The following is a 17,292-nucleotide window of genomic DNA, read 5'->3' as shown; positions in this document are numbered from 1 at the left end:
CGCAGGCTTCAGGCAACCGTATATTCGAATTCACCGGCCTCGCTCGCCCGCACCGCAATGCGCTCAAGCGACGTGCCGTCCGCGATCCGCTCGAGCACCTGCTGCGCCACTTCGGGCAACAACGTGCCGTTCAGGATGTGGTCCACATTGCGCGCGCCGGAATCGACTTCGGTACAGCGCGCCAATACGGCATCCACCAGCGACTCGTCCCACTCGAAGGTCGCCTTGTGATTCGCTTCGATGCGCCGGCGAATCCGCTCGAGCTTCAGTTCGATGATCTCCACGAGCACGTCATCGGAGATCGGATAGTACGGCACCACTTTCATGCGGCCGAGAAAAGCCGGCTTGAACGCTTTGTACAGTTGCGGGCGCAACGTCTCGGCGAGTTCATCGGCGCCCGGCAGTTCTTCCGCGCTCTTGTTCAGACACGCCTGCATCACCGCCTGCGAACCGACGTTCGAGGTGAGAATGATGAGAGTATTGCGGAAGTCGATCTCGCGGCCTTCCGCGTCATCCATCGTGCCTTTGTCGAACACCTGGAAGAACATTTCGAGCACGTCCGGGTGGGCCTTTTCCACTTCGTCGAGAAGCACCACCGAATAGGGATTGCGACGCACCGCTTCGGTTAGCACACCGCCTTCGCCATACCCGACGTAACCCGGCGGCGAGCCTTTGAGACCAGAGACGCTATGCGCCTCCTGATACTCGCTCATGTTGATCGTGACCATCTTGCGTTCGCCGCCATACAGGATGTCGGCCAGCGCCAGCGCCGTTTCCGTCTTGCCGACACCCGATGGGCCGACGAACATGAACACGCCGCGCGGCTTGTTCGGATCTTCGAGGTTCGCGCTGGCGGTCCGCACGCGCTGGGCGATCGCTTCCAGCGCGTGGTCCTGGCCGATCACGCGAGCGCCCAGCAGCGGTTGCAGGTTCAGCACGGTTTGAATCTCGTCCTTGACCATGCGTCCCAACGGAATGCCGGTCCACGACGCGACGATCTCCGCAACAACGTGGCCGTCGACCTGCAGCGGTACCATCGGCTGGCCAGCTTGCAGCGCGTGCAGCTCACTCACGCGCGCTGCGAGCGTCTCACGCGCACTCGCGGCTTTCCCGGCCTGCTCCGCGTCGGCGCTACCGCCGCGTGTTGCATCGATTTGCGCCCGCAGTTCGCCGATCTCCGACACCAGCGCGCGCTCCTTGTCGTAGCGCGCTTCACCGGCGGCCAGCGCGGTTACGTCCGCTTCCCGCAGGCTGCGCAGTTCCAAAAGACGCTCGTCGTGCACCGCGCCGCTCGCGACTTCCCGTTCGAGCGCGTTCACTTCCGCATCGATTCTCTCGATCCGCTTTTTCGTGTCGTCGATCGTTGCAGGTGTCGAGCTATGCGCCAGGGCGACTTTCGCGCAGGCCGTATCGAGCACACTGATCGCCTTGTCCGGCAACTGACGGCCGCTGATATAGCGATGCGACAGGCGCACCGCTTCGGTAATCGCATCGTCGAGCACGCGCACGTTGAAGTGCTTTTCCATCAAACCCGCCATGCCGCGCAGCATGGACGCCGCAAGTGTCTCGTTCGGCTCCTCGATCTTCACGACCTGGAAGCGCCTTGCCAATGCCGCATCTTTCTCGAAGTACTTTTTGTACTCGCTCCACGTGGTGGCCGCAATCGTGCGCAGTTCGCCGCGTGCGAGCGCCGGCTTCAGCAGGTTCGCCGCATCGTTCTGTCCGGCCTGACCGCCCGCGCCGATGATCGTATGCGCTTCGTCGATAAAGAGGATGATCGGATGCGCGCTTTTCTTGACCTCGTCGATCACGTTTTTCAGGCGATTTTCGAATTCACCTTTGACGCTCGCGCCGGCCTGCAGCAGCCCCATGTCCAGCACGTGCAGCGCGACGCCTTTCAGCGGCGCGGGCACGTCGTCAGCGGCAATACGCAATGCGAGGCCTTCCACCACGGCGGTTTTGCCAACCCCCGCTTCACCCGTCATGATCGGATTGTTCTGGCGGCGGCGCATCAGAATGTCGATCGTCTGGCGAATTTCGGCTTCACGGCCGATCACCGGATCGATATGGCCATCGCGGGCGCGTTGCGTCAGGTTGGTCGTATAAGTGTCGAGCGCGGGCGTCTTTGAAGGGCCACCGCTTCGTGCCGGTTGCAGGCTGGCATCGCGGTCATCGCCATCGGCATCGTCGGACGCCGCAGGATTGCGCTCTGCCTCGCACGAGCCGACCGTCAGTTCATCGAACTTATGCTTGAGATCGGTCACGCGCACGTCGCGGAACAACGGCGACATACGCTGCGCAAACTGCGCGAGATCCGGTGCGCTCAGCAGCGCGAGCAGCAGATGCCCGGAGCGGATCCGGCCGATCTGCGCATCAAGCGAGGCCAGCAGCCACGCCTGCTCGAACAGCGCGATCAGATGCACGGAAAACACCGGCGTGCGCGCGTTGCCCGTCTTCAGGCGCTGCAACTCGCGTTCGAGATCGGCGCGCAACGCATGCGCGTCGATACGGCTTGCGCGCAGCACCAGCGTCGCATCGCTCGCCGGCTCGTCGAGCAAGGCCAGAAACAGATGCTCGAGGTCCACCTCGTAGTGACCGCGCGACAGGCAATTGCTCGCCGCCCGCTCAGTGGCCTGGCGGCAGGTCGGATTCAGTTTCGCGATCAGCGTCTTGAGGGGCGTGCTCATGTCGTGCGGTCCAGGTTCTGTTGATAGCGTGGCGCGTTGCGATGTTCAGTGGATGACGTGCAATTCATAGCGGGCGTCGGAGCGGTCGCGGTCGGCGTCGTGTGTGCAGAGAAACGCGTCCCAGCCGAGCCGTCCACCGTGGCCCAGCTGAATCGAGCCGACCTCGGCGCGCCGCAACACCAGCGAGACCTCGTATTCAAGCGTCACGCCGGCCAGCAGCGTCAGCATCCGTTCCAGTGCGATGGCGCGTTCGGCGCCCGGCAGGAAGGCTTCATAGTCTTTTTTTGCGAGCGGGCCGATCACCAACCGCGCACGCATGTCGCGCTGCCAGACCCGTTCGCCTGCCAGCGCGGTAGCGCCGAGCGTCGCGTTGACGCTGCCCAGCACCGTCAATTGATCCGGCGGCACGTCGTACCATTTGCCGACAAACTGATCGACGCGCACCGGTACCTGAAAGTATTCGGACAACGTCCGCTGCAAGTACGCCGCCGACACCGGCCGATGCCGCGCCGCAAGCGCATAGCCTGCAATCGCCTCGTCGAACAGCGCACCGTCGCCCTCCTGCAGGGTGCCGCGGCTCTCTGCATCGGCGACACCGGCAAGCGCCAGCAGCAACGGCAGATAGCGCTCGTCGCGGTCCAGTTCGTAATGAAACGGCAGCCGGTATTTCTTCCATGCCGAGTAGAACAGCGCGGTGGCCCGATTCGAAAAGACATCGAAGAACTCGCGCGCCGCACGGTCGCGCCTGAGTTGCTCGCGCGCAATGATCTGCTCGGTATAGTGCAGCGGCAATGCCCCCTGCCCGCCAAGCAGCCCGAAAAACGCCGGCGTGATATCGACTCGGCCAAGCTTGCCGTCTTCGACGGCGGCGGTACGCTGCGGCTTGTCCTTCAGCGCCGTGCCTTCATCGTCATAGGACTGCGCGCTGTGAATCTCGCTCGGCGGAAAGCCCAGCGAAAGCGTATTGCGAAACGCCAGACGCTGCGCCACGATCTCGCCGGGCCGTGTTGAGTTCTCCCTGGCAAACCACTTCTCGAGAATCCGCACTGCCTGAAAAAACTGGAAGCGATGCGGTTCGTCGAGCAGTTGCTCGATTACGCCAGGATCGATTCGCCGCTGCGGGGTTTGCATCGCAGAATCTCCTCGCCAGTGCGCTTCGACACGACGACCAGTTGCACAAAGCTGTTCAGATGCACGTACAGCCCAAAAAACGTGTCGATCACACGCACGAACGACGCGAGGCTCGTGCCCACAAAATGGTCCTCGTCGATGGTCAGGCGAATTTCCATGCCGCGCACGAAGGTAGCGAACGGCTTGCCCGGCAGCCATTGCACGGCCGCGCGCTGCTCGATGCCGACCAGTCCGTCGATATGCCGCGCCGACACCGCCGTGCGCCGCATGTCGTACAGCACCAGCATTTCCTTGAGCGCAGAGAGGCCATTGCTCGCCAGCGAGACGTGATTGAGCGCCAGGTGCGAGATCAGCCGCCAGTGCGCGGCACGGCCACGCTCGAAGCGCACGCTCGGCGTGGGACGGCGCAGCATCGAAATGTTGCCGGTCAACGAACCGCCCTCGAGAAACAGGTCGCCACCTTCGATGCCCATCGCCAGTCCGGCCGGCAGATCGCGATTGGTGCAGGTCAGCTCGATACTCAGCGTATCGGTTTGCGCCTCGGCCGGTTCGAAATCGATATCGACGATCGAGATCTCGGTTTCGTAGCCCGGGCTTTTCTCCGCCACCCAGTCGTTGCGGCGCGCGAACCAGTAATGCCCGGCGCGTTGCCGCTCGCCGTGATGCAGCGAGTAGAACGGCCGGAATTCGATCACCGATTCCTGGTTCGCCTGCTGCCGGACCAGCTTCACCGAATCGATTGAATACACCTCGTAGGCAAACGCCCGGCGCGCTTCGGCGATCACCGGATACGAGATCGACTGATGAGTCAGACGGATCGGTTCGCCGTGCTGCTTGAACAGGTTGACGACCGGCGTGCAGAACAGGCGGAAGTGCTGCGTCGAGAGCGTCTCGAGCAGCCGCGCGACATGCGAGTCGCTGCGCACATCTTTCAGCACGACGTGCAGCGTCAGACGGCTGCAGCGGCCGCTCGCGCGCGTCATTGCCGCCAGATCGAAATCGACGAAATTGAATTTGTCGGGAAACGCAAAGTACTCGGTCAGCAACCGGTACGCCGGATGCGACTTGGCGGGGTAGTCGATCAGCGCATCTTCTTCGTCGAAGCCGGCTTGTGCGAGCGGCGAGGTGCGCATCGCGGTCCACACGCCGCGGCGGTCAGCCTCGACATATGTGGCCATTGCATTGACGAACAGGCAGTCGGTCAGACCCGCGATAAACGATTGCTCACCATGCAGATGCGCGCGCAGCGTGGACAGCTTCAGCGCACCGAGATCCAGCTGCGGCGCGGTCGACTCTAGCGTGATCGAGACGATCGCCGACGCGTTGGCCGGCAACACAGTCGCGCTCGGCGCCATCGCGATGGACGTGTACTTCGCCTCCGAGATGCGGATCGGCGCCAGCGTCACATCGTAAGCGGTGCGAAAGCGGCACTGTACGCCGCGGATCGTGCGCGATTTGAGTTCGGTGCCCCGCTCGATCGTGACCGGTTCGGTCAGATTGCTGAGTGCAGCGGAGGTGCCCAACTGGGCTATCGAACACGAGGGAAACGGCCGCAGATAGTGCGGATAAAGCACTTCGAGCAGTGCTTCGGTGAATTCGGGGTAGTCGTCGTCGAGCTTCTTGTTGATGCGGGCGCCCAGCAGCGCGAACGATTCGATCATCCGCTCGACGTGTGGGTCTTCGCAGTGCTCGCCGGACATCGCGAGGCGCGCGGCGATCTTCGGGTAACGATCTGCGAAATCGTTCGAGTAGCGCCGCAGGAATGCCAGTTCGCGCTCGTAATATGGCAGCAATTCTTCCATCAACCTGTCCCCGGACCTGATACACCCGCGCTGCCGTTGCGCGTAACGGCAGCCAGCATGCGGTATTAAAGCTTCGCGCGTGCGCGCGATACGGAATACTGCAACGTCGAAGGCTGCAGCATCGCATCAAAACTCACCGGTTCTTCTGCCGGATGTACGACCAGTAACGCCTGAATGGCAAAATACAGCGCGTTGGTCGATTGTTCGTTCAGTTCTAGCGTGACTGCCACCTGCTTCAGTCGCGGCTCGTGCCGCGCAATGGCCTGCTGAATCGATTTGCAGATGAACGTCCGGTCGTAGTGACTCGCGAGACTCAGGCCCGCGAAGTCGTTCAGACCGTACGTCAAGACCGATTTCTGACACTCGGGCAGCGCCGCCAGCTCGTGTTCGGTCAAGGCGATCCGGGTGTTCAGGATGGCCTCGACGTCACGTGCGACAGTCGCCTTCAGCTCGTCCAGCGACAATTGCCGCATCGCCGGGGAAGCCGGCAAATGCGGTTCGTCGTCGAACAGCTTGTCGAGGAAACTCGGTTCGAATCGTTTCATCAGCTGCCGAAGAAGCGGTGCAAAACGCAGTGTGGCGCCCGCAGGTCAAGTACGGACGCCGCACCGCCCATCAGACTGCGTACGTCTTGTCGTTCTTCGTCAGGCTCCACGCGCCTTGCGCGTTGCCGCCCTGGTTGCCGCCGATCTTCTGCTGGGTGTACTTCCACTGCACCGCAGCGTATTTCAGGGTGAACTGCTCGTTCGGCAACGACACGCCCGGTGCGTCGCTCGTACCCGTCGTCGCGGTCGGCGAACCGACAGCCGGCGCCACGCTCGAGATGATCACGTACTTGAGCTTGACTTCCAGATACTTGATCCGGTTGCCTTCGCCATCCGAACGCATGAAGTCGACCGTCACTTCGTCGAACGTCGTACCGCCCGATGCGTGTTGATAGATCAGCGGGCTGACCACGTCGATATCTTTCGTGAAGACCATATCGCCGTGCTCGCAGCGCTCGGCCGTATGGCCGCCAGCGGTAGAGGCCGTTGCCGAACGCGGTTGCGTGATGGAGTGACTCCAGGAGTCGATCTCGATCCAGCCCTGATGGTCCTTATCGGCAGATTCGCCCTTGATCGCAGGATTGCCGAATTTTAAATAGATGTCCTTCATAACTCATCGATTCCCCAAAGAGGTGGTTTTTACAGTCAACCCGGGCGGCCAGCCCGGGCATGTTGACTTCATTTATGAATTTGCCGGCTTCGGCAGGTCAGCCACAAGCCGCAAAGAGATCGAAAGCTCATCCAGCTGGAAGTGCGGGCGCAGGAACGCGACCGAACGATACGAACCGGGTTTGCCAGGAATCTCCGAGACCTGTATGGATGCCTCACGCAGCGGAAACTGCGCTTTCTGCTCCTGAGTCGCGTTGTCGTCGAGCAAGACGTACTGCGAGATCCAACGGTTCAGGAATACTTCGACGTTCTGTGCCGAGGCGAAACTGCCGATCTTGTCGCGCATCATCGCCTTCAGGTAGTGCGCCACGCGCGATACCGAGAAGATGTACTGCAGCTGCGCGGACAGCACGGCGTTCGCGTTGGCGCTATCGGTGCTGTACTTCTTGGCTTTCTGCACCGACTGGGCAGCAAAGAACGCGGCGTAATCCGAGTTCTTGCAGTGCACGAGCGGAATGAAGCCCAGATCGCTCAGTTCCTTTTCGCGACGGTCGGTAATCGCGATTTCGGTCGGGCACTTCAGTGCCACTTCACCGTCGTCGGTCTTGAAGGTATGGGTGGGCAGGTCTTCGACCAGACCGCCGCCTTCCACGCCGCGAATCGCTGCGCACCAGCCGAAGTCGTCGAATGCGGCCGTCAGGCGTGCAGCGAAAGCCCACGCCGCGTTACACCACAGATACTTGCTGTGATCGGTGCCGTCCACGTCTTCGACGAAGTTGAAGCCTTCAGCGGTCGCGCCATCTTTCGGATTGAACGGCAGGCGGCCCAGAAAGCGCGGCAGCGTCAGACCGACATAACGTGAGTCTTCCGAATCGCGGAACGACTTCCACTTGGCATATTCGACCGTGTCGAACACCTTGCCGAGATCGCGCGGCTTGCCGAGGTCGGCAAACGATTCGAGACCCAGCAGTTCCGGCGAGGCCGATGCGATAAACGGTGCGTGCGCGGCCGCGGCGACGTGCGCCATCTGCTCGATGAAGTACACGTCTTCCGGCTGACGCGTCACTTCGAAGTCACCGATGATCGTGCCGAACGGCGCGCCGCCGAAGGTGCCGAACTCTTCTTCGTAGACCTTCTTGAAAAGCGCGCTCTGGTCGAATTCAATCGCATTCTTGAAGTCGCGCACCAGATCGCGCTTGGGAGCATGCAGCGCCTTGATCTTGACCGTCGAGCCGGTGTTGCTTTCCTTGCACAGATAGTCGAGACCGCGCCACGTGCCTTCGAGGCGCTGAAACTCGGGTGCATGCATCACCGCGCTCAGTTGCGCGGAGATCAGCCGGTCGAGCTCCGCCACGCGGGCGTCGATGGTGGCCGAGAGGTTGTCCGACACGATCACCGTGCCGTCGAGCACCTGGTGCACGAGTTCGCCGATCAGGTCTTTCGCACGCGCGTGTTCCGAATCGGACTTCGCCACCTTGCTCTTCTCGACGATCTGGTCGAGCAGCGAGGTCTCAGCGCCGTCGCGCGCGCTGGCGAGTTGGGCTGCTGCCGTTTGCTGGTTCATCTCACACCCCGTACTTATTCGCCCTGCTGGTCTTTACCCGGCGCATCGCCGTGCTCTTCTGCTTCGCCCTGGCTTTTTGCGAGGGCCTGCAGTTGCTGCGTGTTCGACAGCACCTCGCTCAGCAGGTCTTCGAGCTTGTCGTTGCCCGCGAGCTTGTTGCGCAGGTCGGCCAGCTTCGAACGTGCGTCGAGCAGACGGCGCAGCGGCTCGATCTGCGAGACCACTTCGTCCGGGCTGAAGTCGGCCATCGAACGGAACCGCAGGTCCACCGCAAAGCGTCCGCCGGCCTCGCTAAGGCGGTTTTCCACCTGAAATGCCGCACGCGGCTCGATGCCTTTCATCACATCGTCAAAATTGTCGCGGTCGATATTGACGAACTTGCGATCGCGCAACTTGGGTTGCTCGACTTCGGATTGCCCCGCCAGATCGGCAACCACGCCGACGACGAAGGGCAGCTCCTTGATCTCGATTGCATCGCCACGCTCAACCTCATAAGTCAATTGAACGCGCGGCGGCCGGACTTTTTGCAAGCGCTTTTGAATACTTTCTTTCTTCGCCATCGTCGGCTCCCTGAAGCAGGTGGTCTTGCGGGTGAATTAGCGAAGCGCGCTGAACGGGTCGGACGCGCCACCGCTTTGTGCCGCTCTCGCGGGCGCAGCCGGTGCTGCAGGCGCCGCAGCAGACAGCGCCGGCGTGGCCGGTGCAGCCGGCGCCGCCGCCGTGGTGGCCGCGCCGCCGCTGGCGGCCTCCGGCTTTTTGGCGACGCGCCTCACGTACTTCTTCTTGACCACCGGCTTGTCGCTGTCGTCCGGCGGGAACAACGTGGCTTCGCCCAGCGTGTCGCGCAGTTCCTTGGCGAGCGCCTGGGCATCGGTCTTGGCATCGCCTGCGAGCGACGCATCCTGGCGCAACTCGCCCAGCGATTGCGTGGCGACGCGCAGGCCTGCCACAGCCAGCACGCTCTTCGCCTGACGGTCGGTCTGGTCGCGCTGCAAGGCTTCCTGTGCGTCGACGATGGCCTGACCGTAATGTCCCTGTGTGAACTGGATCTGCGCCATGCGCGACCACGGTTCTTCGCGCGTCGGATCGGATTTGGCCAATTGCTGGTAAAGCGCCATGGCCTTGTCCTGGTCGCCTGACTTGGCGACGGTATCGGCGTCTGCCAGCGACTTGTTGAAAGCCTCCGGCGTGGTCGCGACGTTGTTGCTCTGGCTTGCACATCCGGCGATCACGCCACATGCCAACACCACCCCTGATAGTTTTACAAAGAGACGCTCTTTCATCGCTTTTTCACCGGCGTGCGAGTTTTTTAATTCAACGAGAAACTGGAGTTTTGCTTTGCTTCAAGTGCGCGGGTATAGTACAGGTCAATTTTTGATAATTCAACTTTCGTGTGACAAAGCATTGCACGAAAAAACCGAGAGCGCATCACATAAGCATCACATAAGGACCGGATAAGAAATAGTTTCCGGGCGTAAAGCCCGTTATTCTCGAGGACGGAAAGTTTTTCCGCCCATTCGGACGGGGTAGTAGCGCCATTCAATGCATTACGCATAGAACAGGCGCACTCCCCCGATTGGTTTAGCTGAGTAGCGATTCGACCGGGGGCGATCGGCACAGAACCGATCGGTGTAAATGAATTTGCGTTTTATTCGTTATGCATCGTTACTGGCGATGAGCGCGATACTTCTTGCGGGTTGTGCGGCCGCCGTGCCGATGCTCGGGTCGGCCGCTTCCGCCGCCCTGCAGATGACCGGCCTCGGCAAGCCCGATGTACCGGACGCCCAGAAGCCGCCGCGCGACCTCGGCCTGACGCTGTACGCCGCGCAGAATCTGAACGCCGCCAACGACCAGAAGCCGTTGGCGCTGGTGGTGCGCCTCTATGTACTGAAAGATCCCACCTCGTTCCAGCAGGCGCCATTCAATGCGTTCACCGATCCCGACAAGGAAAAAAGCACGCTGGGCGGCGATTTGCTGAGTGTGAGAGAAGTCACCCTGATTCCGGGGCAGCACTACACCGTAACCGAGAAAGTCTCGCGCGAAGCGCAGGCATTCGGTATCGTCGCGCTATTCCGCGACCCGGCAATACAGCGTTGGAAATTCGCCTTCGATCCGGCAAAGTCCGAGAAGTCTGGCATTATGATCGGTCTGCATAACTGTGCAATGACCGTGACCAACGGCACTGTGATCCCACCTGAACAGGGATTCCCGGTTCAATCGCTGAATATGCTGTCTTCGGTGAGTTGTGGCTAAAAATGCATTTGAATGGCAATTTAACCGTATTTGACGATTTAACAATTGCAGGGCCGGATACAATTATCATCGGGCATGCAACCCGCTTGACGCATATAACAGGTTTGAGATGAGTTATTCCGCAAAGGTGCTCTGGGGGGAAGGCCTGTTTCTGAGGCCTCAGCATTTTCAGCGTCAGGACGCCTATCATGAGGCGCGCCTGTTCGAATCGCTTCAGGCCATCCAGCCTTACAACTGGGGCGTGCGCTCGGTGAAGTTCGACCGCGACGCACTCGGCAGCAATGTGCTGCGCGTGAGCGAACTGTCGCTCGTGTTTCCAGACGGCGCGTTGTACTCCGCACCGCAGGCCGACGATCTGCCGCCGCCCATCGCGCTCGACACGCTGCCCGACGGCATCAACGAGTTTACGTTCTATCTGGCGCTGCATCCGCTGCGTGAAACCGGCGCGAACTACTCGCCCGATCGCAACACGGGATTTGTCTCGCGCTATGTCAGCGAGCAGTCGTCGGTCGCCGATCACTTCACGGACGCTGCCGAAGCCGACATCACGTTCCTGAAAACCAGCGTCAAGCTGATCGCTCATAGTGAGCCGCGCGATCAGCTGCTTTCGGTGCCGCTCGCGCGCGTTCGCCGCACCGCCACCTCCGGCTTCGAGTTCGACGACAGCTTCGTGCCGCCCTCGCTCGCCATCGAGGCCTCGCCGATCCTGCATCAACGCCTGCGCCAGCTGATCGACGCGCTGCAGGCCAAGGTGAATGCGCTGTATGGCTTCCATCGTGAGCCGACCAAGAACATCATCGAATTCCGCTCTGGCGATATTGCGTCGTTCTGGCTGCTGCATACGGCCAACGCGGCGTTTGCATCGCTTGCCCATCTGTACCAGCACGCCGCGCTGCATCCGGAACGGCTGTTCCAGGAACTGCTGCGCCTTGCCGGCCAGTTGATGACGTTCTCGAAGGGCTATGCGCTCGCCGATCTGCCCGCCTATCGCCACGACGATCCGGGCCCCGGCTTTGCACGCCTCGATACGATGCTGCGCGATCTGCTGGAGACGGTGATTTCCACGCGCTACTTCGCGATCGCGCTCGACGAAGTGCGGCCGTCGTTCCACGTGGGCCGGCTCGACTCGGGCAAGATCGACGAAAAGACGATGTTCTATATTGCCGTCTCGGCGAACATGCCCACCGTCGAACTGGTCGAAGCAGTGCCGGCCCGTTTCAAGGTCGGCGCACCGGACGACGTCGACAAGCTGGTGCTCTCGGCCATGCCCGGCGTGCGCCTCGTCTACACGCCGCAGGTGCCGCCCGCCATTCCGGTGCGGCCCGGCGCCTGCTACTTCTCGTTCGAACCGCGCGGCGCGCTCTATGACCGCATGCTGCAGGCCCAGTCGGCGATGATCTACACGCCGTCAGGAATCAACGACCTTAACCTCGAACTGATCGCCGTCACATCATGAGCTACGCGCCCTCCCTGTTTGGCGACAGCACGCCGTCTGTCACGCCCGCCCCCACCGTCGAGCCCACCTACCAGGTCCGCTCGCTGCTCGATCTGCTGTACGACGGCTTCTTCATGCTGTTCCTGTTGAAGAACGGTCGTGAACCTGGCGACGCCAACGAGTTCAGCCAGCGCATCCAGCACTTTCTGGCGGATTTCGAGCGCGGTGCGAAAAAGCTGAACGCCTCGGCGGACGATGTGTATGCGTCGAAGTTTGCTTTCTGTGCGGCGGTCGACGAATCGGTACTGTCGTCGTCGTTCAAGATCCGCACGGAATGGGAGCGGCGGCCGTTGCAGCTCGTGCTGTTCGGCGAGCAACTGGCAGGCGAGAAGTTCTTCCATTACCTCGAAGAATGTCGTGCCCATGGCGCAGCGCGCCTGCAGTCGCTGGAAGTGTTTCATATGTGCCTGCTGCTCGGCTTTCAGGGCAAGTATCTGCTTGAAGGACCGGAGAAGCTCGCGTATCTGACCGCGCGGATCGGTGATGAGATCGCGCATCTGAAGGGCAAGCGCGCGCCGTTCGCGCCGCACTGGCCGCTGCCGGATCAGGTCGCGCACCGGCTCAAGCGCGAAGTGCCGCTGTGGAGCATCGGCGCGGTGTTTGCGCTGGTGGGACTGCTGGCCTATCTCGGGCTGAACAACTATCTGCGCGACTCGACACTGCATACGCTCGCGCCGTACTCGCAGATCATCAAGCTCGGGCCGCAGTCGGCCAATCTGACGATTTCGTTGCCGTAACGGTGGGTTGATCGGCGCCGCCGCTTACGGCTCATCACCGTCGGCGGAAGCCACCGTTACCGTCACCGTCGTCAATGGCTGATCATCCACGGCCGGCCAACTGGGTTCGCCTTGAGCCCGCTGCCTGTCGTCGACCCCGAGGCAGCCTTCGCCCCACATCCGCAGCCCGGCCCATGGCGATGCTTGTACTCGCCTGAACGTTGCGGCGCATGTGCCGCGCGCTCGTTGACCGCGTGCGCCGTGCGCGTGGTCGCCTGCATCAGCGACAAAACCGGCAGACTGAGCGTGCGCTGCGCCTCGCCGCCGCAAGTGGGGCACGCGCAGGCCGTATCGCGCTCCGCAACCCGGCGAATCGCCGCAAAAGCGCCGCAATGGTCGCAACGGTAGTCGTAAGTCGGCATGATGTTGTCCTCTCAGGTTCCGTGAATCAGTGCTGCCCGCAAGGTGCCCACCACCTGGCGGGCACACTGCGGCCGCTACGCGTCAAACGAGATCCGGCGACAAAGGCAAGTCCACCCCACCCGCAGCAATATGCTGGATCGGACCCGCCGCCGTGGGCCGGATGTCGAAGTCGAAGATCTGGGTCGGCAACCATAACGTCGCGCAGGCGTTAGGCACATCAACCACCCCACTGATGTGCCCCTGTACCGGCGCCGTCCCCAGAATCGAATAGGCCTGCGCTCGCGAGTAGCCGAACTTCGTCAGGTATTCGATCGCGTTCAGGCACGCCTGGCGGTAGGCGATATGCACATCGAGATAATGCTGCTTGCCCTGCTCGTCTACCGAAATGCCTTCGAAGATCAGGTAGTCGTTGTAGTTCGGAGTAATCGGGCTCGGCTTGAAAATCGGGTTCTTGATGCCGTATTTGGCCATGCCGCCCTTGATCAGCCCGACCTTCATATGCACCCAGCCGGCCATTTCGATAGCGCCGCAGAAGGTGATTTCTCCGTCGCCCTGACTGAAGTGCAGGTCGCCCACCGAGAGGCCGGCGCCATCCACATACACCGGGAAGTACACCTTGGAGCCGCGCGACAGGTCCTTGATGTCGCAGTTGCCGCCATGCTCGCGTGGCGGCACCGTGCGGGCGCCTTCGGCCGCGGCCTTGGCATGCGCGTCGCCGGCAAGCCGCCCCATATGCGCGGTCGAGGCGAACGGCGGATTGGCAAGGCCGGGCACGCGCTCGGGATCAGTGGCGATCAAAGCCGCTTCGCGCTCGTTCCACGTCGCGAGCATCGCCGGATCAGGCAGGCAGCCGATCAGCCCCGGATGGATCAGACCGGCGAAGTTCACGCCCGGGATGTGCCTGGAACTGGTGTACAGGCCATGAAAATCCCAGATCGATTTCTGCGCGAGCGGAAAGTGATCGGTCAGGAAGCCACCGCCATTTTTCTTCGAAAAAAAGCCGTTGAAACCCCACTGGCTCTCCTGCTTCGCACCGATATCCAGCAGATCCACGACCAGCAGATCGCCTGGCTCAGCGCCCTTCACGCCCACCGGGCCGCTCAGAAAGTGCACGATCGACAGGTCGATGTCGCGCACGTCGTCGGCGCTGTCGTTGTTCTTGACGAAGCCGCCGGTCCAGTCGTAGGTCTCGAGGATAAAGTCATCGCCCGGGTTGACCCAGCAGGCCATCGGAATGTCCGGATGCCAGCGGTTGTGGATGTTCTCGTTCTCGTAGGCCGACTGGTTCAGGTCGACCTTGATTAGCGTTTCAGCCATTGCAAATCCTCCTTTTGGAAATGACGGACAGCCGGTTTACACCGACAGGTACTCGCGAATCTTCGCGGTGTCGGCGGCGCTGCGCGGGCTCTCGTGCACCAGACGCCCGCCTTCGATGACGAACAACCGGTCGGCGACATCGAGCGCGAAACTCAACACCTGCTCCGACACCACGATCGTGATATCGCGCAGCTTGCGAATCTCGTTCAACGCTTTGGCGATGTCCTTGATGATCGACGGCTGGATCCCTTCGGTCGGCTCATCGAGCAGCAGCACCTTGGGTTGTGTAACCAGTGCACGGGCGATAGCCAACTGTTGCTGCTGGCCGCCGGACAGGTTGCCGCCCTTGCGCGCGCGCATGTCGTACAGCACTGGAAACAGCGCGTAGATCTCTTCGGGGATGCGCCTGTCGCGGGCGTTTTCCAGGCCCGTCTGGATGTTTTCCTCCACCGTGAGCGTGGCGAAAATCTGCCGCCCTTGCGGCACGTACGCGATACCCTTGGCGACGCGCCGGAAACTTTCGTCGTGCGACACATCTGCGCCATCCACGCGCACTGCACCGCCTTTGAGCGGCAAGATGCCGATCAGCGACTTGAACAGCGTGGTCTTGCCCATGCCGTTGCGTCCCATGATCGCCACGGTTTCGTTTTTAGCCGCCTGGAAACTGATTCCATGCAGCGCTTCGCTCTGGCCGTAACTGACAAATACGTCGTCGACATTCAACATGCTGGGCTCCTCATTCGCTGGTCTCACAGCTGAATTCAATGGCGGGTTCGATGCCTGATTCCGTGATCAACCTAGTGCCCGAGATAAACATCGATCACCCGCGGATCGGCCTGCACCTGCTCCATCGCCCCTTCCGCGAGGATCTTCCCCTGGTGCATCACGGTGACCTTGTGCGCGATCTGCTCGACGAACGCCATGTCGTGTTCGATCACGATCATCGAGCGGTTCTGGCAGATCCGCTTCAACAGCTCAGCAGTCACCTCGCGCTCGCGCAAGCTCATGCCGGCAATCGGTTCGTCGAGCATCAGCAGTTCCGGCTCCTGCATCAGCAACATGCCGATTTCGAGCCACTGTTTCTGCCCGTGCGACAGCAGGCCGGCCTCGAGATCGAGCTGGGCGGCAAGACCAATCTCGGCGGCCACGTCGCGTACGCGGTCGAGCACATCGCTGGTGCGGCGAAACGCGAGCGCGCCGAACACACCCCGCCCACGCGGAAACGACACTTCGAGGTTCTGGAACACAGTGAGGTTCTCGTAGATCGACGGCGTCTGGAACTTGCGGCCAATCCCTTTGCGTACGCGCCGAAATTCCGGCAGCCGCGTCATCTCCTCGTTGCGAAACTTGATGCTGCCTTCGCTAGCCCGTGTCTTGCCGCAGATCAGATCGAGCAGTGTCGTCTTGCCTGCGCCGTTCGGGCCGATCACCACGCGCAACTCGCCACGGTCGACATAGAGGTTCAGCGAATCGATCGCCTTGAAGCCGTCGAACGACACGCTCAACCCCTCGACCGCCAGCACGAAATCGGTATTGCTCATATCGTCCTCCGCAAGGCGCGGCGCAGCAGCCAGGGCTTCACATGGCTGTCGTAGAGACCGGCGAGGCCGTTCGGAAACGCCATCACGACGCCGATAAAGAGCGCGGCCATCAGGAACAGCCACAGGTTCGGAAAACTTTCGGAGAACCAGGTCTTGCCGAGATTGACGAGCACCGCGCCATAGACCGCGCCCACCAGCGACATGCGTCCGCCCACCGCCGCGTAGATCACCATCTCGATGGACGGCACGATTCCCACGAACGACGGCGACATGAAGCCGACCTGCAACGTGAACATCGCGCCGCCGATGGCCGCCAGCACCGCCGCGACACAGAACGCGAAGACCTTGAACATGGCGACGTCATAGCCCGAGAAACGCACCCGGTCTTCCTTGTCGCGCATGGCGAGCAGCAAGGTGCCGAGCTTGCTGCGCTGGATCAGCCGGCAGCAAAGAATCGCCACAAGCAACAGGACAGCATTCAGGAAGTACAGGATCAGCTTGGCGCCGTCGCCGCGAATGTCCCAGCCAAGCAGCGTGCGCAGGTCGGTGATGCCGTTCACGCCGCCGGTGTAGCCTTGCTGGCCGATGATGAGCACCGAGAGAATCAGCGCCACCGCCTGCGTGATGATGGCGAAGTAGACGCCGCCCACGCGCCGCTTGAACATTGCGAAGCTGACGACGAACGCCAGCGCGCAGGGCACGACCACCACCGCGGCAAGCGCGAACGGCAGCGAATGAAACGGCCTCCACCAGACCGGCAGCGCCGTGATCTGGTTCCAGTCCATGAAGTCAGGAATGCCTGGCGTCGACTGGATCTTCGTGCTGATCGGGTCCGATGCTTCGAGCTTCAGGAACATCGCCATGCAGTAACCGCCGAGGCCGAAGAACACCCCCTGCCCCAGGCTCAGCACGCCGCCGTAGCCCCACGCCATCACGAGGCCGACGGCGACGAACGCGTAGGTCAGATACTTGCCCATCAGGTTGAGACGGAACGCATCGAGCGCGAGCGGAAACACCACGAGAATCAGCAGTGCCAGCACGATGATGCTGCCGTAGCCATCGGTCGTGAACCAGCGCAGCAGTGTGGGCCGCAGGCCGCTGCGAGTGGCCTCGCCAGCGCTAGCGGGCGGCGTGGCAGAGGCGGCGGCGGAAGGGTTCAGCGGGTCCATACGCATTTCTCCGGGCTGAATCGATTGAAAGGACGTCTTT

The 17,292-nt window shown here is 61.8% G+C and carries 16 protein-coding genes; 3 read left to right on the top strand and 13 right to left on the bottom strand.

The features are described 5' to 3' along the window. Positions 1-8 precede the first annotated feature (8 nt). From tssH to BUS06_RS31950, 8 genes are all read right to left on the bottom strand, one after another. A complete protein-coding gene (tssH, locus tag BUS06_RS31985; RefSeq protein WP_074268312.1) occupies positions 9-2,687 on the bottom strand; it encodes a type VI secretion system ATPase TssH in 2,679 nt (892 codons plus the stop codon). A gap of 45 nt (positions 2,688-2,732) precedes the next feature. After that, positions 2,733-3,818 (bottom strand): type VI secretion system baseplate subunit TssG, encoded by a 1,086-nt coding sequence (gene tssG, locus BUS06_RS31980; protein ID WP_074268311.1) that lies wholly within the window; start codon positions 3,816-3,818, stop codon positions 2,733-2,735. Next, complete coding sequence (gene tssF, locus BUS06_RS31975) at positions 3,782-5,620, bottom strand: type VI secretion system baseplate subunit TssF (protein ID WP_074268310.1); 1,839 nt, start codon at positions 5,618-5,620, stop codon at positions 3,782-3,784. Before tssF ends, tssG begins: the two co-directional genes overlap by 37 nt. A gap of 65 nt (positions 5,621-5,685) precedes the next feature. Further along, positions 5,686-6,165 (bottom strand): type VI secretion system baseplate subunit TssE, encoded by a 480-nt coding sequence (gene tssE, locus BUS06_RS31970; RefSeq protein WP_074268309.1) that lies wholly within the window; start codon positions 6,163-6,165, stop codon positions 5,686-5,688. A 70-nt stretch (positions 6,166-6,235) separates the two neighbouring features. Continuing rightward, positions 6,236-6,775 carry an Hcp family type VI secretion system effector gene (locus BUS06_RS31965; RefSeq protein WP_074268308.1) on the bottom strand — a complete coding sequence of 180 codons (540 nt, stop codon included), beginning with the start codon at positions 6,773-6,775 and terminating at the stop codon, positions 6,236-6,238. A 72-nt stretch (positions 6,776-6,847) separates the two neighbouring features. Beyond that, positions 6,848-8,338, bottom strand: coding sequence for a type VI secretion system contractile sheath large subunit (gene tssC / locus BUS06_RS31960; protein ID WP_074268307.1), 1,491 nt, complete (start codon positions 8,336-8,338; stop codon positions 6,848-6,850). A gap of 14 nt (positions 8,339-8,352) precedes the next feature. Further along, the gene (gene tssB, locus BUS06_RS31955; RefSeq protein WP_074268306.1) at positions 8,353-8,898 is read right to left on the bottom strand and encodes a type VI secretion system contractile sheath small subunit; all 546 of its coding nucleotides are present in this window, start codon (positions 8,896-8,898) and stop codon (positions 8,353-8,355) included. 36 nt (positions 8,899-8,934) lie between these two features. Further along, positions 8,935-9,621, bottom strand: coding sequence for a tetratricopeptide repeat protein (locus tag BUS06_RS31950; RefSeq protein ID WP_074268305.1), 687 nt, complete (start codon positions 9,619-9,621; stop codon positions 8,935-8,937). Between the two features lie 352 nt (positions 9,622-9,973). Here BUS06_RS31950 and tssJ point away from each other — a divergent pair, with 352 nt between their 5' ends. The 3 genes from tssJ to icmH all read left to right on the top strand — a co-directional run bounded on the left by tssJ (position 9,974) and on the right by icmH (position 12,823). Beyond that, on the top strand, positions 9,974-10,591 hold the full coding sequence (gene tssJ / locus BUS06_RS31945) for a type VI secretion system lipoprotein TssJ (protein WP_074268304.1): 618 nt from the start codon (positions 9,974-9,976) through the stop codon (positions 10,589-10,591). 109 nt (positions 10,592-10,700) lie between these two features. Next, positions 10,701-12,047 (top strand): type VI secretion system baseplate subunit TssK, encoded by a 1,347-nt coding sequence (gene tssK, locus BUS06_RS31940; protein WP_074268303.1) that lies wholly within the window; start codon positions 10,701-10,703, stop codon positions 12,045-12,047. Next, positions 12,044-12,823 carry a type IVB secretion system protein IcmH/DotU gene (gene icmH, locus BUS06_RS31935; protein ID WP_074268302.1) on the top strand — a complete coding sequence of 260 codons (780 nt, stop codon included), beginning with the start codon at positions 12,044-12,046 and terminating at the stop codon, positions 12,821-12,823. Before tssK ends, icmH begins: the two co-directional genes overlap by 4 nt. Positions 12,824-12,894: 71 nt before the next feature. On the opposite strand, the gene BUS06_RS31930 is transcribed toward icmH, so the two are convergent. The 5 genes from BUS06_RS31930 to urtC all read right to left on the bottom strand — a co-directional run bounded on the left by BUS06_RS31930 (position 12,895) and on the right by urtC (position 17,252). After that, positions 12,895-13,224, bottom strand: coding sequence for a zinc ribbon domain-containing protein (locus tag BUS06_RS31930; RefSeq protein WP_074268301.1), 330 nt, complete (start codon positions 13,222-13,224; stop codon positions 12,895-12,897). 82 nt (positions 13,225-13,306) lie between these two features. Continuing rightward, positions 13,307-14,542, bottom strand: a complete 1,236-nt coding sequence (gene fmdA, locus BUS06_RS31925) for a formamidase (RefSeq protein ID WP_074268300.1) — start codon at positions 14,540-14,542, stop codon at positions 13,307-13,309. Positions 14,543-14,578: 36 nt separating this feature from the next. After that, complete coding sequence (urtE, locus tag BUS06_RS31920) at positions 14,579-15,268, bottom strand: urea ABC transporter ATP-binding subunit UrtE (protein ID WP_074268299.1); 690 nt, start codon at positions 15,266-15,268, stop codon at positions 14,579-14,581. A 71-nt stretch (positions 15,269-15,339) separates the two neighbouring features. Continuing rightward, positions 15,340-16,083 (bottom strand): urea ABC transporter ATP-binding protein UrtD, encoded by a 744-nt coding sequence (gene urtD / locus BUS06_RS31915; protein WP_074268298.1) that lies wholly within the window; start codon positions 16,081-16,083, stop codon positions 15,340-15,342. Beyond that, positions 16,080-17,252: an urea ABC transporter permease subunit UrtC gene (gene urtC, locus BUS06_RS31910; RefSeq protein ID WP_074268297.1), complete on the bottom strand. Its 1,173-nt coding sequence runs from the start codon at positions 17,250-17,252 to the stop codon at positions 16,080-16,082. Before urtC ends, urtD begins: the two co-directional genes overlap by 4 nt. Positions 17,253-17,292: the final 40 nt, after the last annotated feature.

Origin of the sequence: Paraburkholderia phenazinium (assembly GCF_900141745.1) — a bacterium.
GTDB classification, from domain to species: Bacteria; Pseudomonadota; Gammaproteobacteria; order Burkholderiales; family Burkholderiaceae; genus Paraburkholderia; species Paraburkholderia phenazinium_B.
The sequence above is the reverse complement of the archived record's forward strand: the minus strand, read 5'-3'. Positions and strand labels throughout refer to the sequence as shown.